12 protein-coding genes are annotated in these 20,078 nt (G+C 75.6%); 1 reads left to right on the forward strand and 11 read right to left on the reverse strand.

The features are described 5' to 3' along the window. Positions 1 to 633: 633 nt before the first annotated feature. Positions 634 to 5,934, forward strand: coding sequence for a non-ribosomal peptide synthetase (locus GAS53_RS45525; RefSeq protein ID WP_151483666.1), 5,301 nt, complete (start codon positions 634 to 636; stop codon positions 5,932 to 5,934). A gap of 219 nt (positions 5,935 to 6,153) precedes the next feature. On the opposite strand, the gene GAS53_RS45530 is transcribed toward GAS53_RS45525, so the two are convergent. The 11 genes from GAS53_RS45530 to GAS53_RS45580 form a co-directional block, all read right to left on the reverse strand. Then, positions 6,154 to 7,374 (reverse strand): helix-turn-helix domain-containing protein, encoded by a 1,221-nt coding sequence (locus GAS53_RS45530; protein WP_151483667.1) that lies wholly within the window; start codon positions 7,372 to 7,374, stop codon positions 6,154 to 6,156. A 357-nt stretch (positions 7,375 to 7,731) separates the two neighbouring features. After that, on the reverse strand, positions 7,732 to 9,825 hold the full coding sequence (locus tag GAS53_RS45535) for a condensation domain-containing protein (protein WP_151483668.1): 2,094 nt from the start codon (positions 9,823 to 9,825) through the stop codon (positions 7,732 to 7,734). Positions 9,826 to 9,905: 80 nt separating this feature from the next. Continuing rightward, positions 9,906 to 10,631, reverse strand: coding sequence for a response regulator transcription factor (locus GAS53_RS45540; protein ID WP_151483669.1), 726 nt, complete (start codon positions 10,629 to 10,631; stop codon positions 9,906 to 9,908). 74 nt (positions 10,632 to 10,705) lie between these two features. Continuing rightward, entirely contained in the window at positions 10,706 to 11,557 is an 852-nt protein-coding gene (locus GAS53_RS45545) for a 4'-phosphopantetheinyl transferase family protein (protein WP_151483670.1), read from the reverse strand. Positions 11,558 to 11,589: 32 nt separating this feature from the next. Continuing rightward, positions 11,590 to 13,383: an acyl-CoA dehydrogenase family protein gene (locus GAS53_RS45550; RefSeq protein ID WP_225859509.1), complete on the reverse strand. Its 1,794-nt coding sequence runs from the start codon at positions 13,381 to 13,383 to the stop codon at positions 11,590 to 11,592. 217 nt (positions 13,384 to 13,600) lie between these two features. Beyond that, complete coding sequence (locus tag GAS53_RS45555) at positions 13,601 to 14,230, reverse strand: acyltransferase domain-containing protein (RefSeq protein ID WP_151483671.1); 630 nt, start codon at positions 14,228 to 14,230, stop codon at positions 13,601 to 13,603. A gap of 12 nt (positions 14,231 to 14,242) precedes the next feature. Further along, positions 14,243 to 15,199 (reverse strand): aromatase/cyclase, encoded by a 957-nt coding sequence (locus GAS53_RS45560; protein WP_151483672.1) that lies wholly within the window; start codon positions 15,197 to 15,199, stop codon positions 14,243 to 14,245. Positions 15,200 to 15,470: 271 nt separating this feature from the next. Continuing rightward, positions 15,471 to 16,262 (reverse strand): SDR family NAD(P)-dependent oxidoreductase, encoded by a 792-nt coding sequence (locus GAS53_RS45565; RefSeq protein ID WP_151483673.1) that lies wholly within the window; start codon positions 16,260 to 16,262, stop codon positions 15,471 to 15,473. After that, the gene (locus GAS53_RS45570; RefSeq protein WP_225859510.1) at positions 16,259 to 18,043 is read right to left on the reverse strand and encodes an FAD-dependent oxidoreductase; all 1,785 of its coding nucleotides are present in this window, start codon (positions 18,041 to 18,043) and stop codon (positions 16,259 to 16,261) included. The genes GAS53_RS45565 and GAS53_RS45570 overlap by 4 nt, the downstream gene beginning before the upstream one ends. 1 nt (position 18,044) lies before the next feature. Then, complete coding sequence (locus GAS53_RS55685) at positions 18,045 to 18,329, reverse strand: antibiotic biosynthesis monooxygenase family protein (RefSeq protein WP_192583570.1); 285 nt, start codon at positions 18,327 to 18,329, stop codon at positions 18,045 to 18,047. A gap of 53 nt (positions 18,330 to 18,382) precedes the next feature. Next, a complete protein-coding gene (locus GAS53_RS45580) occupies positions 18,383 to 19,993 on the reverse strand; it encodes a class I adenylate-forming enzyme family protein (protein WP_151483675.1) in 1,611 nt (536 codons plus the stop codon). Positions 19,994 to 20,078 lie beyond the last annotated feature (85 nt).

The raw sequence follows: 20,078 nt of genomic DNA on the forward strand, positions 1-20,078 counted from the left end.
CGGATCATCAAGGACAGGGGCAACGAGTCATACCGGCCCCGAAGGCCACGAGCCCCGAACCGGGCTCTACGAAGACGGTAATGGGCGAGCTGCTGCCGCATCCAGGGCCGGTCCGGGCGCGCTCCCGGGGCCGGAGCGGGGCCACGTCGTCCGACGGTCCTGCCAGGCGCGGCTGGTGGGCCGCCCCGCGGTCGGCGGACATGGATGACGGCGTCGGTGCCGGGTGGCCGAGGTCGTGGCCGGCATACCGGTGAGGTTGTGGCGCCGCATCCATCGGACGAGGTCGAGGGGTTCCTCGGTGTGCCGGAAGACGTACCGGCCCCGGAACTGCCGCGCCCTGATCGTCTCGGGGCCGACGGCGTGGGCCGGGCCGATCATCCGGGTGACGGCGTCCAGGTCGGTCGACGGCCCGGCCCGGCGGGTCGGTTCCGCGACCGGGTCGAGGAGGTGGCCGGGGTGCGGCCACGGACGATGGGCCGGTGCACCGAAGCACAGGTGCAGTTGCCCCCCGATGGGCCGGCGGTCTGTCTCCAGCGGAGCTCCAGCGCTTCACGAGCGAGTCGCAGGATCCGGTTGCCAAGGTCATGGCAAGGCTTTGCCAGGCCTTGAGCCATCGTCGAAGGAGCCCGCCCGATGTCCCTCTCCGCCCTCGTCGAACAGCAGGTGCTCGCCCGGCCCGAGGCCGTCGCCGTGGCCTGCCCGGACGGCAGCGGTCCCAAAACCGCCCTCACCTACCGTGAGTTGAGCCGCGCGGCCGACCTGCTGGCGGCGCACCTCGCGGCGCGGGGCGTCGGTCCGGGCGACCGGGTGGTGACGTGTCTGCGGCCGGGCACGGACCTGGTGACCGCCCTGCTCGCGATCGTGCGGACGGGCGCGGCGTACGTGCCGCTCGATCCGGCGCATCCGGCACGGCGGCGACGGCTGATCGTGCGGGACTGCTCGGCCCGCGCCGTGGTGACGACCACCGCTCACCTGGCCGACTTCGACGAACCCGGCCCCATGTCCGTCGCCCTCGACGCCGAGGCCGCCGAGATCGCGCGGCGCGCCGACGCCCCGCCCCGCGCCGTGCCCGCGCCCGACGACGCCGCCTACGTCTGCTACACGTCCGGCACGACCGGCACCCCCAAGGGCGTCGTCGTACCGCACCGGGCGGTCCTGGACCTCGTAGGGTCGACCGACTACCTGCGGCTGGAGCCGGCGGACGTGGTCGCGCAGGCCGCCAACCCCGCCTTCGACGCGGCCACGTTCGAGATCTGGGCGACGCTGACCGCGGGCGGCCGGCTGGTCGTGCTGGACCGGGACACCGTCGTGGACCCCCGGGCGCTGGAGCACTCCCTGCAGGCGCACGGCATCACGGTGATGTTCCTGACGACGGCGCTGTTCCACCGGGTCGCCGACGAACGGCCCACCGCTCTCGGGGACCTGCGTGCCGTGCTGTTCGGCGGGGAGCGCTGCGATCCGCGGCGGGTGCGGGAGGTCGTGGAGGCCGGGCCGCCGGGGCGGCTGCTGCACATGTACGGGCCGACCGAGGCCACCACGTTCGCCACCTGGTACGAGGTGCCCCGGGTGCCCGGCGACGAGACGGTGCCGATCGGCCGGCCCGTCGGCGCCACCCGGGCGGTCGTCGTCGACCCGGCCGGGACACCCCTCGGGCCGGGCGGCACCGGTGAACTGCTGCTGGGCGGGCCGGGGCTGGCCACCGGCTATCTGGGGCTGCCCCGGCTGACCGACGAGCGGTTCGTCGAGGACCGGTTCACCGGCGGCGGACGGCTGTACCGCACCGGGGACCGGGTGCGGGTGCGCGAGGACGGCGAGCTGGAGTTCGCCGGCCGGTTCGACGACCAGGTCAAGCTGCGGGGTTTCCGGATCGAACTCGGTGAGATCGAGGCCGTGCTGCGCCAGCACCCCGCGGTGTCGGCGGCCGTGGCGTCGGTGCAGGAGAGTGCCGACGGCGAGTGCCGGCTGGTGGCGCACGTGGTGCCGGCCGCCCCCACCGCCCGTCCGCCCCGGCCGAACACGCAGGTCACCGAGTGGAAGGAGATCTACGACACCCTGTACGCGGACGGCGCGGACAGCCGGCTCGGGGAGAACTTCGCGGGCTGGCACAGCAGTTACGACACCCGGCCGATCCCCCCGGAGCACATCCGGGAGCTGCGCGCGGCCACCGTGGAGCGGGTGCGGGAGCTGGGCCGGCGCCGGATCCTGGAGATCGGGGCAGGTGCGGGGCTGCTGCTGGCGGAGCTCGCCGCCGACGAGGAGTGCGAGCAGTACTGGGCAACCGACCTGTCCGAGGCGGCCGTGGCGGCCCTGCGCGCCCGGGCCCGGGCGGACGTACGGCTGCGGGACAAGGTGCGGCTGAGCTGCCGGGCCGCGCACGACACGGGCGGGCTGCCGCCCGGGTACTTCGACACGATCGTCGTCAACTCGGTGATCCAGTACTTCCCCGGCCTCGGTCATCTGCGCACCGTCGTCCAGCGGCTGCTGCCGCTGCTCGCGCCGGGCGGCGCGCTGTTCCTGGGCGACCTGCGCAACCTGGAGCTGTCGCGCTGCCTGCAGACCGGCGTCGAACTGGCCGACGGCGGCACCGGCCGGGACGTTGGGGCGGTGCGCCGCCAGATCGCGCGGCGGGTGGAGCTGGAGACCGAACTGACGGCGGCGCCGGCCCTGTTCGCGGCCCTGGCCCGGGAGATGCTGCCGGCCGTGCGCGCGGTCGACGTCCGGATCAAACGGGGCGTGCACCACAACGAACTGACCCGCTACCGCTACGAGGCGGTGCTGAGCACCGCCGACCCCGTCGCCGACCTCGCGGACGCGCCGCGGGTGCGCTGGGGCGCCAAGGTGCGGGACAGCACGACCCTGCAGGCGTATCTGCACGCCGAGCGGCCCGCCGTGCTGCGCGTCGCCGGCGTGCCCAACGCGCGCGTGCACGGCGAGTGGGCCGCCCTGCGCGAGCTGGCCGGCCCCGAAGGCCGCGTCGCCGACGCGGCGGCCCGGCTCACCGACCTCTGCCCGGCACCCGATCCGGAGGAGTTGTGCAGGGCCGCCGAACGCCTCGGCTTCAGGGCGCTGCCCACCTGGTCGCCCGGCGCCCCCGAGGCGTTCGACCTGCTGCTGCTCGCCCCGGACGCCGTCCCTGAGGGGCCGCTGACGTCGGTGTACGCCGCGCCGGTCCGGGCGGCCGAGCGCTGCGCGAGCACCCCCAACGCCTTCGAGCGGACCGTCGGCTTCGAGGCGGCCCTGCACACCCATCTGCGCGAACGCCTGCCCGACCACATGATCCCGGCCGCGCTGGCGACCCTGGACGAACTGCCCCTGACCTCCGGCGGAAAGGTGGACCGCCGCGCGCTGCCCGCCTGCGCGTTCACCCCCGGGCGGCCCGGCACCCAGCCGGGCACACCCGTGCAGGAGATCGTCCGCGATCTGTTCGCGCAGGTGCTGGGTGTGCCCCGGCGGGCGGTCCACGCCGACTCGGACTTCTTCCGGCTGGGCGGCCATTCGCTGTCCGTCGCCCGGCTGCTCAAGCGGATCCGGCAGATCTTCGGTGCCGCCCCGGGCAGCGGCGCCCTGTACGAGGCCTCGACGCCGGCGCTGCTGGCGGACCTGATCGGGGATCCGGCGGCCGCGCAGACCGGTCCGGTCGGCTCGACAACGGACAGTGCGGTGCTGCCGCTCCGGCTGCGCGGCGCCCTGGACCTGCCCGCGCTCGAGGCGGCGCTGGCCGATCTGGGCCGGCGGCACGAGAGCCTGCGCAACTCGCGGCTGGGGGCGGCGGGCACCCGGCTGCGGAGGCTGTCGCCGGACGACCACGTCCTGGAGCTGGCGGTGCCCGCCGACGGTGTCGACCAGTGGTCGCACGCGCCGCTGGCCGCCGATCTCGCACGGGCCTACGAGGCACGGGCCACCGGCGAGGCACCGCGGTGGGCGGCCCCGGCGCACGACGAGGTGCCGCGGGCCACCGGGGGGCAGGCGGCACCGACCGCGCTGCCGGGCGCGCCGCAAGGACCGCCGGACGGCCCGGCCGGGAGCCTGGGCGCAGAGATCGACGCCGCCCTGCACCAGCGGCTGACCCGGTTCGCCGCCGAGCACGGCACCACCTTGTTCATGGTGGTGCACACGGCGCTGGCGGCGCTGCTCACCCGGCTCGGGGCGGGTGCGCGGACGACGGTGGCGGCGCCGGTCCCGGCCCGGGGCAGCGATGCGCTGCGGCGGTCGGTGGGACCGTACGGGCGGGTGCTCGCGCTGACCGTGGACGGCTCGGGCGATCCGGCGTTCGTGGAGCTGCTGCAGCGGGCACGGGCCGCGGGCCTGGCCGCGTACCGGGACGGCGATGCGCCGCTGGCCGAGCCGGGCGGGGTGTCCCTCACCGTGTTGCAGCAGGTGACGGCCGTGTATCCGGCGGCAGGTCTGTCCGTGCAGCCCGAACCCGCCCAACTCCCCTGTGCCCGCTCCGAGTTGGCGCTCACTCTCATCGAGCGGCAGGACGCGGTGGGAGCGCCCGCGGGCATCGCGGTGACGGCCGTGTTCCGGGCCGACGGCGTGGGCGAGGCGGTGGCGGCGTCCCTGACCCGGCAGCTGGTGGCCGTACTGGAGTCGGCCCTCGCCGACCCCCGGTGCCCGGTGAGCAGGCTGGGTCCGGCCGCCCCCGCGGCCGGCGCCGACGACCGCGGCTGGGCCGGCGAGGCGCTGCGGCTGCCGCGGGCGACCGTGGCGGGCCTGTTCGCCGAACGGGTCGGCCGGGGCCCCGAACGGCCGGCGCTCGCCGGTGTCGACCAGGCCGAACTGGACTCCCGTTCCGACCTGTTGGCGCACGTCCTGCTCGAGCACCGGGCGGGCGCGGGCGCGACGGTGGCCACGGCGATCGCGTCGCCGACGGCCTTCGCGGTGGCCGCGCTCGCCGTCGCCAAGGCCGGCGCCGTCTGTCTGCCGCTCGACCCGGCGCAGGGGGTGCCCGACGGGGTGCGGCCGGCGGTGCTGCTGCTGGACGAGGCCGCCGACCGGACCCTGCCCGCGGTGCCCGGAGCGATGCGGCTGGTACGGGACCCGGCGGCCGACGCCCTGGCGGCGGGCGGCCGGTGGCCGGTGCGCGACAGCGACCGGATACGGCCGCTCGCGCACGGCGACCCGCTGGTGCTGGCGCCCTGCGGGGACGGCATCGTCGTCGTCGGCGCCGAGTCCGTCGTCGCCGAGAGCGTCACCGCGCCCTGCGACCGGCCGCGGCGGGCGGCCTGGCTGGTGCGCGGCTACCCCGACGCGGACGCCGCGCTCGGCCTGCTCGGCGCCCTGGCGTCCGGTACGCACGTCGTGGTACCGCCCGCGTCCCTGTACGAGGGCGGGGCCCCCGCCGTACTGCGCTGGCTGCGCGACCGGGAGGCCGGCACGGTCCTGGGCGGCGGCAGCGACCGCGAACTCGTCGCGCTGGCCCGCGCCGAGGGCTGGACGCTGACCAAGAGCGGCGGCAGCGTGGAGGGCCGTCTCGTCGTCGAGCACGGGCCCGGCACCCGCACCCGGCCGGTGCGCGGCCACCGCGTGTACGTCCTGGACGAGGCGATGCGGCCCGTCGCACCGGGCGGCACCGGCGCGCTGTACATCGGGGGCGTCGGCGTCGCCCAGGGGTACGCCGGGCTGCCGGGCGCCACCGGCGAGCGGTTCGTGCCCGACCCGTTCGGCGGCGCGTCGGGCACCGCCCGGATGTGGCGGACCGGGCGGTCCGCGCGGCCGGCGGCCGACGGATCGCTCCAGCTGCTGGACGAGCCGTGGGACGGCGATCCCTACACCGACGTGGATGCCACGTTCGTCGTCGTCTGCGACGCGCTCGGCCGCAGCGCCCTGTGGCCGGCGTCCGCGGCGGTCCCCCGGGGATGGCGGCAGACGCACGCCGAGGACCTGTACGAGATGTGCGTCGACCATCTCAACCGGGGCCCGGACGCGGGGTGAGAGGGCTGGGGCCGGGACAAGTCCGCTGCGGTTCGGCGGCGCCCCACCGGGGCGCGGGGCTGCAGTGAGCATGCGGCTTGGCCGCGATGGGGGTCCCCCCCGCTCGAGCGAAGCCGAGAGTGGGGGAGCAACCTGGGGGCATCTCCCGGCCGAAGGCTGGGCGACCACGCCGGCGCCGCGGCCGATCGACGGCACATCGCGGCACTTCCAGCGGAGCGCTCAGCCGTCGCGGGCCGTCAGCAGCAGATCGGCGACGACACCCCACAGCTCGGTCGCCAGGTCCAGGCTCGCGTCCGCCTGGGCGCGCAGGGCCAGGGCGCGCAGGGTGTGCAGGGCCGTGTCGTCGCCGGACAGGAACCGCAGGCGATGGCGCAGGACGTCGAGACGGACCCGGTCGCGATACGTCATTCTCGGCTCGTCCCCGGCCAGTTCGGCCAGCCGGGCGCGGGCCTCGTCGCGGCGGCCGGTGTGGAAGGCCAGCTCCGCTTTGAGGAGGGCCAGTTCCTGACGCAGGGCGGCCGTGCCGACGAAGGCGAGGGCGGGCTCGGCGGCGGCGACGCAGCGCCCGGCGTCGTCGGTGCGCGGCGGTGTGCGCTGGAGGTTCAGGCGGGCCGCGGCGAACCGCAGCCGCAGCCACAGCACCAGGTCCTCGCCGCCGGGGAATCCCTCCAGCGCCCGGTCGAGGAGTGCCTGCGCGGCGGCGTGCTCGCCCTGCCGTACCCGGACGGCGGCCGCGGTCCACAGCGCCTCGGCCCACAGGGTGTCCGAGCGGCCCGCGACCAGGCCGGTCAGTTCGTCGGCGTGCGCCCGCGCCTCGGGCAGCCGGCCCGCCTCGGCCTCCACCGACACCAGGGCGAGCAGTGCTCCCGCTCGGTCCTGCACGCCGAGACCGTCGGCGCGGGCCAGGTCGTGGGCGGTGACGGCGGCGTCGAGGGCCGGGGCGATCTCGCCCAGCGAGCGCAGACAGCGGGCCAGCCCGGTCAGGCCGCGCACCCGCAGCTCGGCCAGCCCGATCTCCTCGCTCAGCGCGACGAGTTCGTCGAGACGCACCCGTTCCCCGGCGTGGTCGCCCTCCCTGCGCCGCACCCGGGCCAGCAGCCACAGCGCCTGCCAGCGCAGGACGGGGTCGGCGTCGGGGTCGGCCGCCAGCGCCCCGCGTACGGCGTCGACGGCGGCGTCGGTGGACCGCTCGGGCAGGGAGGCGGCCAGGGTCAGCACGTCGGCCAGCGAACCGGCCGCGGGCGCGGCGAGGTCGTCGGGCGGCACGCCGAGGCGCCCGGCGAGATAGGTGACGGCACGCGAGGTGGGCCGGCGGGCCCCGGTCTCCAGCCGGGAGAGATATCCGGTGGACATGCCGTCGCCGGCCAGCGCGGTCTGCGACATGCCTCGGGCGGCGCGCAGTTGGCGCAGGCGCCGGCCGAACGCGGGCTGCTGGAGCATGGTGCCCGAGGCTAGGCGGGCGGCAAGGGGCGGGCAAACCCTTGCCCGCCCTCGTGGGCCGGGTCTCAGGCGCAGTTGGCGCGTTTCTCACCCGGTCGTCGAGCATTCCTCAAGCGGACTTCCGGCGGTTCCGTGGACGCTCTCAAGCGGCCGCGCAACCACCGGGAGGTCCGTATGTTGCACCCGCTCCTGTCCGACGACGACATCGGCTGGCCCAGGCGATGAGCACCCGCGAGCGACGGGCACGCCTGTCCGGCACGCGAGGAGTCGATGCTGCCGGGCGCGGCCGCAGGCGCCGTGGCCCTGGCGGGTGCGGCGTCGGCGGCCTGGGCGGGCACGGGGCCGCGGGCCGTTGCGTCAGCCCGCCGCTGCCCGCCGGAGCGCCCGGGCCAGCTCCCGTGCTCCGTCGTCGTCCTCGCCGCTGCCGAGCACCACCAGCGGCGGTGTGCGGCCCGCCGCCGCGCAGTGGCGGGCGATCTCGTACGCGAGGGCGCCCGCGCCGGAGAAGCCGCCGAGCACCAGGCGGCCGCCCGGGCCGGCGAGGGGGCCGAGCGCGGCCGCGCCGCCGCGGGGCACGTTGGCCGAGGCCCGCAGGACGAACAGCGCCTCGGGGCCGTCGTAGCACCGCACCAGGCCGCGGTACCAGGCGTCGGGCGCGCCGGGAGCGGCGATGAGGCAGATCGTGGCCCGGCCGGGCAGGGCCGCCGCGCGCAGCGGGACGAGCAGGCCCGCGGGCCTGCCGCGGTCGTGCACCCGGGGCATCTGCGCACCGCTGAGCGAGCCGATCACCTCGGCGACGGTGGTCGACTCCCGCACCGTGTACGGCAGCCGGCGCAGCAGCTGGGCGCTCTGCACGAGCATGGCCTGCGTCTTGTCGTCCTCCAGGCGTTCGCGGTCGTGGACCGCGGACAGCACCAGGCCGCCCTGCACGTCGTGGTGGGCGACCACGCCCAGCGCGCTCGCGGTACGGGCCGCGGCGGGAACCGGGTGCTCGACGTGCACGCCGTGCGCCGCGAGCGCGCCGGTGAGCAGGTCGTCGCGGCGCGGGGTGGGCTCGAAGGCCAGCAGGGTCTCGGCGGGCTCGGCACCGCCTGGGCCGAGCCACTGCTGGATGCGGCCGGCCGGCGTCCACTCGTAGGCGGCCATGTCCAGCACGCGGTCCCGCAGGGTGCGCAGCAGCCGTGCCACCGTGTCCGCCGGGTCGACCTCGACGGTCAGCGGCAGCGGGTTGGCGAACGGGCCCGGGATCCGCTCGATGTCCTCCAGCAGGATGCCGCGGCCCGAGAAGGAGACACCGAAGCCGACCCGGACGGGCCCGCGCAGCGCACCGGAGGCCCGGTACAGCAGCATCGCCCACACGGTGTGCAGGGCGCCGGACTCGGTGGCGCCCCAGCGGGCCGCCCAGTGCGCGAGCCGGGTCGTCTCGGCCCGGGAGAGCCGGGTGCGGCTGCGTCCGGCGCCGTCGTGGCCGGTGCGTTCGCCCGGGGCGGCACGCGGCAGCGGGGCGGGGGCGGCGACGGAGGTGGGGCGGCTCCAGAAGTCCCGGGCGGGCGCGGGGTCCTGACGGTCCAGCCAGCGGGTGTAGTCGCGCAGGTCGGGGCGGCGTTCGCCGCCGGGCAGGGTGCCGCCCGCGAGGTAGGCGCGGTAGAACTCGCGGACCAGGACGCGCACGCTCCAGCCGTCGAGGAGGGCGCGGTGGTAGGTGAGCACCACGTCGGTGGGCGGCTCCTCGTCGAAGGAGCGCACGGGCGGCCCGTCGAGGAGGGCGACGCGCAGCAGGCCGGGGCGGCGCAGGTCGAAGCCGCGGGAGCGCTCGGCGGCCAGGAGGTGCTCGCGGCCGGCGAAGGCGTCGTGCGCGTGGTGGGCCACGTCGGGTTCGCAGCGGTCGAACAGGACGGCGCGGGGGTGCGGGTCCCAGACGAACGCGGACCTGAGGACGGTCTCGCAGTCGAACACCGCCCGCCAGGCCGCGGTGAACCGGCCGGTGTCCAGCGGCCCGTGCCACCGCCAGGCGAGCTGCTCGACCTGGTGGTCCGGGCCGGTGCTCGCGTCGGCGAGCAGCTCGCGCTGCAGCGGGGTCACCGAGAAGGTCTGCGGCAGCGGCCCGTACGCGCTCGGCCGGACCCCGTCGCCGTCGGCGACGGACGCCGGGTCGGGTGCCACCACCGGGGCGCTGGTGATCAGGTCGGCGAGGAGTCCGGCGGGGTAGGGCGCCGGATCGCCGGCCGGGGAGGGCAGTTCGAGGGTGTGGTGGTCGGGTCCGTGCCGGTGCAGCCGGAGTTGGTCGGCGAACGGCGTGGGATGGCCGGCGGCGATCCGGTCCAGCGCGGCCCGGAACAGGGCCGGGTCGAGCCGGCCCCGCAGCTCCAGCACCGGCCGGGACTCCTGGGTGTGGTGTCCGGGGTCGAGGACCACGGTCATGGTCGGTGCCGGGGAGCGATCCGTCGGCATCGGTTGTCCTCCTCTCCTGACTCACGGACCTCGATCATGAAGGGCCGCGCCACGTGCCGCTGACGCGGCGCTGACACGGGTCAGCGGGGATGGCGCAGGCCGGTCTCGAACGCGTAGATCGCCGCGTGGACCCGGTTGCGCAGGCGCAGCTTGTGCAGCAGGTTCTGCACGTGGGTCTTGACCGTGTGTTCGGAGAGGGAGAGCCCGGCGGCGATCTCGCCGTTGGACAGGCCCCGGGCGAGCAGTTCGAGCACTTCGCACTCGCGCTCGGTGAGCTGGTCGGGGCTGACGTGGGAGAGCGGGGACTGCCGTGCGGCGGCGGTGCGGTGCGGCGGCTGCGCCGTCTCGTGGACGAGGGTGTAGCCCGCGGCCGCCAGGACGACGGCGGAGGCCAGCTGGCCGGCGGTGGCGGTGGCGGGCAGCGCCCCGTGGGCCGGGCCCAAGGGGCCGCCAGCGGGCTCGCCCATGGTCAGCAGCCGCACCCCGTCGCCGGCGGCGCGGGCCAGCTCGCGGGCGCGGTCGGCGGACAGCGGGCCGTGCGCCACGAGCACGTGCGGGCGGCGGGCGCGCAGGGCGGCCGCGGCATCCGGGCCGGGGGCGGACTCGCCGGTGACGCGGATGCCCCGATGGCCTTCGAGCAGGGCGCGGATGCCGGTCCGGGCGAGCGGGTCGGCGCCCACGACATGAACCCGCACGGGGGCGCTGCCGGGGGCGGTCGCGGGGGCCGGGTCCGGCTCGTGCGCCCAGGCCTCCGGCAGGGCCTGGGCGGTGGGCAGGACGTGCAGGGTGGCGTGCCGCTCGTCCATGGCTGCCTCCTCACACTCGACACCGGTCACGGTAGCGGCGCGCACGGCGTCTGCCCGTTTCCTCCGGCGCTTGCCTAGCGTTCCGCGAGCGGTTCTGACTGCTGTTCCAACGCGACGAGTTCGGCGACCGCGCCGAGGAAGCCGTCGTCGAGCATGGTCTGCACCCGGGTGTCCCGGGAGGGGTCGAGTCCGCAGTCGTGGCAGGCGATGCTGACCAGGTAGCGGCCGAGCGTGGACCAGGTGCCGAAGGCCCACTCGCCGCGGGCGGCGGGGCGGCCGTCGGGGGCCAGGAGCGCGGGGCCGGCGACGCCGAAGCCGAACTCGGTGAAGGACAGGCGCAGTCCCTGGCCGATGGCCTTGGTATAGGCCTCCTTGAGGGTCCACAGCCGCAGCATGGCGGCGGACTGCTCCTGTTCGGGCAGGACGGCGAGCTCCTGTTTCTCGTCGAAGGTGCACACGTGGTCCTGCATCAGCTCGAACGACATGCGGCGGCCGGCGGGTTCGGTGTCGACGCCGATGCGGCCCAGCCGGCTGATGCCCACGGCGATCAGCTCGTCGGTGTGGGTGAGGCTGACGTCGATCTGGTCGAAGCCGCGCAGGTAGGGGCGCCCGCCGAGCCGGTAGGCGAGGTCGATGTCGCCCGGGTCGAGGGCGAGGGCGGCCGCGGCGGTGTACTTCACGGCGAGCCGGGAGGCGGCAAAGCGGGCCCTGACGACCGGGTCGGGGCTGCGCCGGTAGCGCTGCCAGTCCCGGCCGAGCAGGGCGCGCAGGTGCGGGTCGCCGACGACGGTGGGCAGCCACTCGCCCCAGGTGGTGCACACGGTGGCGTTGCCGCGCACCGCCATGCCCTCCCGGACCTGCTGCCACGGCCCGCGGGGGCCGCTGATGTGCACGGGTGGGGTGATGCGCGGATCGTTCTCGGTCATCGCCGTGCCCTTCGTGGTGGGGTCGCCTAGGGTCACTGGGCCGGCGCCGTGGCGTCCAGGTCGCAGGAGCGGCCGGCGCGGAAGCGGTGGACCAGCTCCGACAGGACCATCTCGACGCAGCCCTCGGGCAGTTCCGGGACGGGGATGCCGAGCCGGCCGCCGATCCGGGACAGGGCCAGGACCGCCCAGGCGGGGGCGGCGAGGAACGGGTCGGAGCCGTCCTGGCCCTCCCAGACGCCGAGCACCGCCGCGGCGGCCAGCACCAGGGCGTAGCGGTCGCTGAGCACGCACACGGCCGGGTCGGCGAGGCTGCCCGGGGTGATCGCAGGAAGGTGCCGGCAGGCTTCGCGCAGGGCGCGCAGCTCGGTGACGAACGCCTCGGCGAGATCAGCGAGCGCGGCCATCTGCCCGCCGACGCCGCGCACGTTGGCGAGCCGGGCGGCGGAGCCCACGAGGGAGGCCGCGAGGAAGTCGCCGCCGCCGGCGATGGACAGCAGCCGGTAGTCCAGGGCGGGCAGTTCGGCACCGGTGCGGAACAGCTCGGGCGGCGGCTCCTGCTGCGCGAACCAGGACCGCTCGGCGAGCGCCCGCAACTGCGGCACGATCACCGCCTGGCAGGCCGCGGTACCGGCGTGGCCGAGACCGGCGACCGGCAGGTCACGGACGAGCTTGTCGAGGGCGCCGTACGCGGAGCCGCCGCGTTCGTAGCCGCGCGAGCCGAGCACGGTGGCGAGCTCCTCGAGGTTCTCGCGCAGCAGGTCGGGCACCACGTACTTGACGGCGGCGGCCAGCACATGGGTGCCGTCGGGCAGCAGGCTCAGGGCACGCAGCGCGACACTCGCCATGCTGTCGCAGGCCAGCAGGTCGGCGAAGACTCCGGTGAGGGGCCCCTGCCAGCGGCGGGCGACGGGGCGGGAGCGGCCGGCGGTGACGGCGCGCACGGCGGAGTGCAGCACGGTGTCGGCGGCCGCGACGACGGTGCCGGCGATCAGACAGCGGTTGACCTGGTAGGTGCGCAGCGCCAGCGCCACGCCCTCCCCCGGCCGGCCGACGAGGGCGTCCTCGGGCACCGCGCAGTCGGTGAACTGAAGCCCGGAGAACTGGCAGCCGCGCATGCCGGTGGTCTCGATGCGCGGCAGGTGGCGTACGCCGGCGCCGAGTTGATCGGGGTCGAGCAGGAGAACGGAGTGGCTGCGGGGGCTGCGGGCGGGGTCGGTGCGGGCGTAGACGACGTAGGCGTCGGCGCGGGCGGCGTTGATGATGACGTCCTTGCGGCCGCTGAGCAGATGGCCGCCGCCGGGGGCGGGCCGGGCGGTGAACTCGTCGCGCAGGATGGCGTTGGCGTGCGCGAGTTCGTGGTGCAGGATCGAGGCCCGGCCCTGGTCGGTCAGGAGGCGGGCGGTGTTGCGGCGCTGCCGCTCGGTGCCGGCCGCCCAGACCGCGGAGGTGGCGAACAGCGAGGTGATGCCGGCGCCGAAGCCGAGGGCGACGTCCCGGCGGAAGATGGGGCGCAGCACCTTGGCCAGCAGGTCGGCGCGGGTCAGGCGGCCGCCGTACTCGGCGGGCACGAACTCGGCGCCCAGGCCGGCCTCGGCGAGCAGCTGCTCGGTCTCGGCGGGTGTCTCGCGCCGGTCGTCGGCGGCGAACAGGGCCGTAAGGCCGTGCGGGTTGGCCGGGTCGTGGGGGTCGCCCAGCAGCGCCTCCAGCCGCGCGGCGCGCTTGAGCGCGGCGCTCTCCTCGGGGCCGCGGGACCGCACCCGGTCGGTGCGGGCCGCGAACGTCTCGGCTGTGGTGGCCATGGTGGCGTGGATCAACTCCTTCGTCATGGACCGCCTCCACCGGACCGCGCCGTCCCGCCCTCGGGCACCGGGCTCCCGCCCGCGACCACGGCCCGAACCGGCCCCGCGGAGAAGCCCATCAAAGAGCGCTGGGGAAAGGACTGACGTGGGCTCGCGTCCTGCTGGAGCGGTGGGCAGGGCGAGGGGCACCGGGGTGGGTGGTGCGTGGCAGGGGCTGGGGCCGCGCAGGAGGAGCGGGAGCGGTTCAGTGGTCGGGGCAGCGGATTGTGGGCGGACGGCCGGTGGCGGGTGGCGGGCGGTGCAGGCGGGCCAGGGCGGTCAGCACGGCTCTCGTGTCGCCGACCGTGACGGAGAGGTCCTCGGCGGGGCCGTGCGGGCCGCATTCGAGGAGGTGGGTGTGGCCGGCCGAGCGGAGCCGGTGTTCCGCCCGGGGCCCGGCCGTGCCGGGCGGGCGGACGCTCCCGCGGGCCGCCGCCCGCAGGGCCAGCGTGCCCGAGACGTGGCCGGCGGCGAGTTCACCCACGCCGTCGCCGGCCACCGCCGCGCCCGCCGCGCCCCGGTCCTGCCACAGCCGGTACAGGGCCACCTGGTAGGCGAGCAGCGCGCTGCGGCCGTACTGCGGCGTCGCCAGCAGCCGCGTGTCCACGCCGTCCTGCGGCGCGAACACCACCACGGCGAGCGGCAGGGGCAGTACGTCGTCCAGCGCGCGGCACACGGTGTCGAACGCGGCGCGGAAGACCGGGAACGTCCCGTACAGGGCCCGGCACAGGGTGAGCGGCCGGCCCCGCCAGTCGGGGAACAGCACGGCCGGCCCGGGCCCGCCGTGCGGCACCGGCCTCCGCGGGGCCTGGTGGGTCGTCCTGGATACGGGCACGCGGACCGCCTCTCACAGCATGCGGACCGCGGACCCGGCGTGCCGCTTGGCCAGTTCGAGGGTGGCCAGGCTGTTGCGGCCGAGCGCCTCGCGCACGTAGCGGCGGGCGTCGGCGACGGTCGCGCCCGGGCCGAGGACGGCTTCGACGTTCTCCTCGCGCAGCACGACGCTGTGCTGCGAGGTGACCGTGACGCCGGTCTCGTCCGGGACGACGGACCACTCGCCGGTGTGGGCCGTCATCAGGGCGGGCGTGAGTGTCTGCTTGTAGACGATGCGGCCGGCGTGCGGGAAGCACACGCGGACCGACTCGGTGGTGTGGACCGAGCCGTCGGCCGTCGTGGTGTCCATGGACATCACCTGGACGCCCGGCTCGTCCTCGGTGACGTCGAGCCGGGACACGTGCGGGACGCGCTCGGGCCAGTTGGCCACCTGGTACAGGAAGTCGTAGACCACCTCGGCGCCGCCCCTGACGCGGACCGAGTCCTCGAAGACCAGGATCAGTTCGTCGAGGCGGCTCCACTGCTCGGCGATCCGGCGCAGATTGCCCAGCTCGGTGCGGCTGTTGGAGTCCACCGCCTGGTCCACCCATGCCACACCGGCCGGGTCGTCGCCCTCGACGGTGAAGTCGTGCAGCAGCGTCAGCCGGCTGTGCCGGGCGTCGAGCTCCTCGACGATCCAGGTGCCGAGCATGCTCTTGACCGGGGCGGCCGGCAGGTCCTGGCGGAAGGTGATGCGGCGGTCCTGCGGGGACAGCTGCCGGCTGGAGGTCCAGGACCTGACCTGCCCGTTGGCGGTGGCCCACATCCGCAGCCGCTCGCTGCGGCCGTCGAACTCCAGCTGTTCGACGTGGACGTTGGGCGGGAAGTACCAGGGCCAGCGTGTGGCGTCGGCGATCAGGCCGTAGACCACACCGGCGGGGGCGGCGACGTCCACGTCGTGCGCGGTGGTGTGCACTCGCTCGGCGGCCATGTGTCTTTGCACCCTCTCTGTGTGCGGCCCGATGACGGCTCGGGGCGGCCAGGGCCTGTCCGGTGGATCAGGCCGGCGTCGCGGGGTCTGGCACGCGCATCTGCCGCGTTGTCGTCGGTCGCCGACTCCCCCACTCTCGACTTCGCTCGAGCGGGGGGGACCCCCATCGCGTCGACTCCCTCCTCCGCCTTGCAGCTGCACGCACCAGACCCCGCTCGGCTTGGTTGGAATGTGCGGTTTCTTGTAGCCGGCCTGATCCACCGGACAGGCCCTAGTAGTTGCCCAGTCCGCCGCAGACGTTGAGCGCCTGCGCGGTGATGGACGCTGCCTGGCGGGTCGTCAGATAGCCGACGAGGCCCGCGACCTCCTCCGGGGTGCAGTAGCGGCCGAGTGGGATCTTCGCCTCGAACTGCTCCTGCACCTGCTCGGTCGTGGTGCCGTAGGCGGCCGCGTAGCCCTGGCGGACCCGCTCGGCCAGCGGCGTCTCGACGTAGCCGGGGCAGACCGCGTTGACGGTGATCCCGGACGGGGCGAGTTCCTTGCCGAGGGCCTTGGTGAAGCCGACGACGGCGTGCTTGGAGGCGCTGTACGGGGCGCCCAGGACGACGCCCTGCTTGCCCGCCGTGGAGGCGACGTTGATGATCCGGCCGTGCGGGTTGCCGGTGATGCCGCCGTGGTTGAGGACCTCGCGGGTGAGCAGGAAGACGCCGGTGAGGTTGGTGTCGATGACGTCGTGCCACAGCTCGTCGCTGATGCCCGCGGTGGGGCCGCCGCCGCTGCGGCCGGCGTTGTTGACCAGCACGGTGATCGGGCCGAACGTGTCGACGGCCGTGCGCACCAGGGCGGCCAGGGAGTCGGCGCAGCGGACGTCGGCGGCCGCTCCCTCCACGTGAAGGCCCTCGGCGCGCAGGTCCTCGACGGTCTGCTTGACCGTGTCCGCGGTGCGCGCGCACAAAAAGACGCGGTGGCCGCGCTGCCCGAGTTCCCGGGCGACGGCCAGGCCGATGCCACTGGTGCCCCCGGTGACCAGGGCCACCGGGGGCGGCGCTGTCGCTGTCGTCATCGGCTGTCCTCCCGTCCGGTGATGGTGCTCAACACCCTGTCCCGGTCCGCTGGAGGCACGCACGAGGAACCCTGGAGAGCCGCCGCCTTGCGCACGCCGAGGCCCAGTGCGCTCAGCGCCCCCTGCCACGCCTCTTGGGTCAGCCGGGCCCCGCGGGCGGCGAGGTACCCGTCGGGGCGGATCAGCAGCCAGCCGCCCGCGCCGAGGCCGAGCGCGTCCCGCAGCGTGCGGCCGGGGTCGGGCAGCGCGCCGGGTGCGCTGCCCGGGCGGGCGCCGACCGTCCGCACGGACAGCCAGGGGGTGTGCGAGGCCGCCGCGCGGGCCGCGGTCTCGGCCGGTACGGCGTCGCACTGCGGGGCCCCGGCCGCCCACAGCAACGTCCAGCGCACCTCGCGCAGTTCGGCGGCCAGCGCGTCGGGTCCGGGCTGTCCGGCGTGCACGGCGGCAGCCGCAGAGACCCGCTCGCCGGGCGCGGGCCCGGTGCCGGACGGCCGGGCAAGCCGGTCGGCGCCCCGGCGCCGGATGCGGGACCCGGCGCCGGTCAGCGGGGGCCGCGTGCGGCGGGGCTCCTCGACGGACAGGCTCAGCGAACAGTCGCGGTAGCCGATCCGCAGCCCGGACATGCCGCCGAGCACCTTGCGCTGGATGGCGCGCCGCAGCGGCGCCACCTTGCGTACGACAGTGAAGACGACCGGCAGCGCGGCGGCGGCGAGAAGGTTCTTGAACTGCACGAGGAAGGTGGCCGTGCGGGTCGAGCCGAGCAGGGCCCGGCCGATGGGCACCCGTTCCTCGTCGTAGGTGTCGAGCAGGTGGCGGCCGGCGTGGCCGCGGGCGACGGCGGCGAGTTTCCAGGCGAGGTTGTACGCCTCCTGGATGCCGGTGTTCATGCCCTGCCCGGAGGCCGGGCTGTGGACGTGGGCGGCGTCGCCGGCGACGAAGACGCGGCCCTCGTGCATGCGGGGCACCATGCGCTGCTGGAAGGTGAACACGGAGGTCCACTCGGGTTCGCCGACGGCGACGGGCGTGCCCAGTCCGGCGCTCAGCTTCTCGGACAGGCGCCTGGCCGCCGCGTCGGCGCCCTGGTCGCCGGGGGCGGTGTCGAGGAGCCGCCAGTGGCCCTGGCGGGCGTAGGGGACCATCATCAGGGCCTGTTGGCCGGTGTGGACCCAGTAGATGCTGTCCGGCACCAGGTCGGTGCGCACCGGGGCGTCGGCGAGCATCCAGGTGTCGCGGCTCTCCCCGATCAGCGGCAGGCCGAGCTGTTTGCGGACGGTGCTGTGGCCGCCGTCGCAGCCGACGAGCCAGTCGGCCCGGCAGGTCTGCTCGCCGCCGTCGGCCCGCTGAAGCCGCACCCGTACCGAGTCGGTGTCCTGGTCGAAGCCCGTCACCTTCACGCCCCACTCGATGGCGACACCCTGTGCGGCGACGGCCTCGCGCAGGACGGCCTCGGTGGCGCTCTGTTCGACGATGACGGTGTACGGGAAGCGGGTCGGCATGCTCGCGTAGTCGGCCTCAAGGCGCACCAGCCGCCGCCCGGAGGCGAACATGGTGAACGCCCGGTTCTCCCGGCCCCTCTCCCGCAGGGCGTCGACGACGCCCATCTGGTCGAGGGTCTCCAGGGTGCGCGGGTGGACGGCGACCGCCCGGCTGCTGCGGGCGGGACCGGGCGCGGCGTCGACGACGCGGACGTCAAGGCCCCGGCGGGCCAGTTCGTGGGCGGCGGTCAGGCCGACGGGGCCGGCGCCGGCGATCAGGACCTGGGGCCGCGGGTCGGCGGGCACCTCAGGCCGCCTCGACGCTCTCGTACAGCCCCGGCTCGGGCTGGGCGAGCGGCACCAGCTGCCGGATGAGGGCCTGGAACTGCTCGCTGCGCGCGGCCTGCTGGTGGGCGGCGGCGTCCTGCCAGACGGCGACCTCGATGAAGACGTTGCGCTCGCCGACGTGCCGCAGGGTCTGGTTGCTGACGTGGCCGGGCTGGGCGCTCATGTAGGCGGTGAGGCGGTCCTTGACGGCCAGGAAGGTGTCGATGTCGCCGTGCACGGTCAGCTTGTTGACGAAGGTCACCACGGTGTCCTGCTCCTCGGGTCGGTGCGGTGGGTGCGGTGCGTGCGGTGGGCCGGTCAGACGGCCTGCTCGGAGGCGGCCCGCAGGTGCAGCCGTCGGCGCAGTTCCCGGCGGGTGGGCTTGCCGCCGGGGTTGCGGGGGACGGCGTCGAGGGCTTCGAGCCGGCGGATCCGGTCGGCGTGGCCGAGGCGGGCGTTGGCGCGTTCGGCGATGGAGTCGAGGACATCGAGGATGCCCGGTGTGCCGGGCAGGGCGTCGTCGTAGCCACCGGGGATCTCGCGCAGGACGACGCCCGCCCAGACCAGGGCGCCGTGCTCGGGGTCGGGCCAGTCGACGACCATGCACTCGGCGACGCGGGGGTCCTCGGCCAGGATGCGCTCGACGACGCTCGGGGAGACGAGTTCGTTGTCGTACTTGAAGACGTCGCTGAGCCGGTCGACGAGGTGCAGGCCGCCGGTGTCATCGAGGTATCCCACGTCTCCGGTGGTCAGCCAGCCGTCGGCGTCGACGGGCGAGGGCTCGTCGTCGTCCAGGTAGCCGGCCATCAGCTGCGGGCCGCGGATCTGTATCTCGCCGGTGGACCAGACGTCGACGGGGCTGCGCCCGCCGAGGGAGACGATGCGGCACTCGGTGCCCGGGACGGGGCGGCCGACGGCACCGGGTTCGGGGTCGGCGTCCAGCAGCTGGTTGCAGGCCAGCGGGGAGAGTTCGGCAAGACCGTAGCCCTGGACGACGGGCACCCGCAGGGCGTCGCGCAGCCGGCGGGCGGCAGCGGGGGCCAGCGCACTGCCGCCGGACAGCACGGCCTTGAGCCGCGGCCCGGCCGGCACGCCCTCGGTGCGCGCCTCGCCGAGCCGGTCGTCGGCGGCCAGGCGGTACAGCCGGGCGGGCAGCCCGTAGTAGTGGGTGGCGCCGACGCGGGCCGCGACCTTAAGGGAGGCGAGGGGGTCGGTCAGGCGGCACAGGACCTGCGAAGCGCCCGCGTGCACCGCCGAGTTGAGGTGCATGGTGTGGTAGAGCGGCAGGTGGTTGAGGGTGACCGAGTCGCCGTCGAGCTGGTGGGCGAGGGCGATCTGGGCGGCGTTGGCGACGACGTTGCGGTGGGTGAGGCGCACGCCCTTGGAGCGGCCGGTGGTGCCGGTGGTGAACTGCACGCAGGTCACGTCGTCGACGTGCGGTGCGGCGCTCTCGTAGGGTCCCTCGGGCGCGGCCGCCAGGGCGGCGGCCAGCGGGATCGCGGCGCCGGGCACGACTCCGTCGTCGGCGTCGGTGACGATCACGGTGCGCAGCGCGGGCAGTCGGTCACCGATCTTGACGAGGAGTTCGGCGACGGACGTCGGCACGAAAGCGACCTGCAGGCCGGTGGCGGCGCACACCTGGGCGAGCGCGGCCTCGCCGAGCAGCGGGTTGAGCAGGGCGATGGTGCGGCCGGCGCGGGCGGTGCCGTAGTAGGCGGCCGGGAAGAGGGCATCGAGGGTGCCTGCGACACCGATGACGGTGGAGGGGGTGCCGGCCAGCCAGTGGGCGATCCGGTCGGCGTGCCGGTCGAGTCCGGCGAACGTCACGGTGCCGCGCTCGGTGGTGACGGCCGCGCCGTCGGGGTTGCGCTGGGCCGCCCGGCGCAGCAGACCGTCGAGCGGGATCCTCGGGTAGCTGAGGAACGGCACGGGGCGACCTCCTGGCTCGGATCGAACGATCAGTTGAGGCCTTAACCCTGCGGGCAGCGGCTTGAGAGGGGTTCGAAGAATGCTC

Origin of the sequence: Streptomyces albicerus (genome assembly GCF_008905045.1) — a bacterium.
Lineage (GTDB): Bacteria > Actinomycetota > Actinomycetes > Streptomycetales > Streptomycetaceae > Streptomyces > Streptomyces albicerus.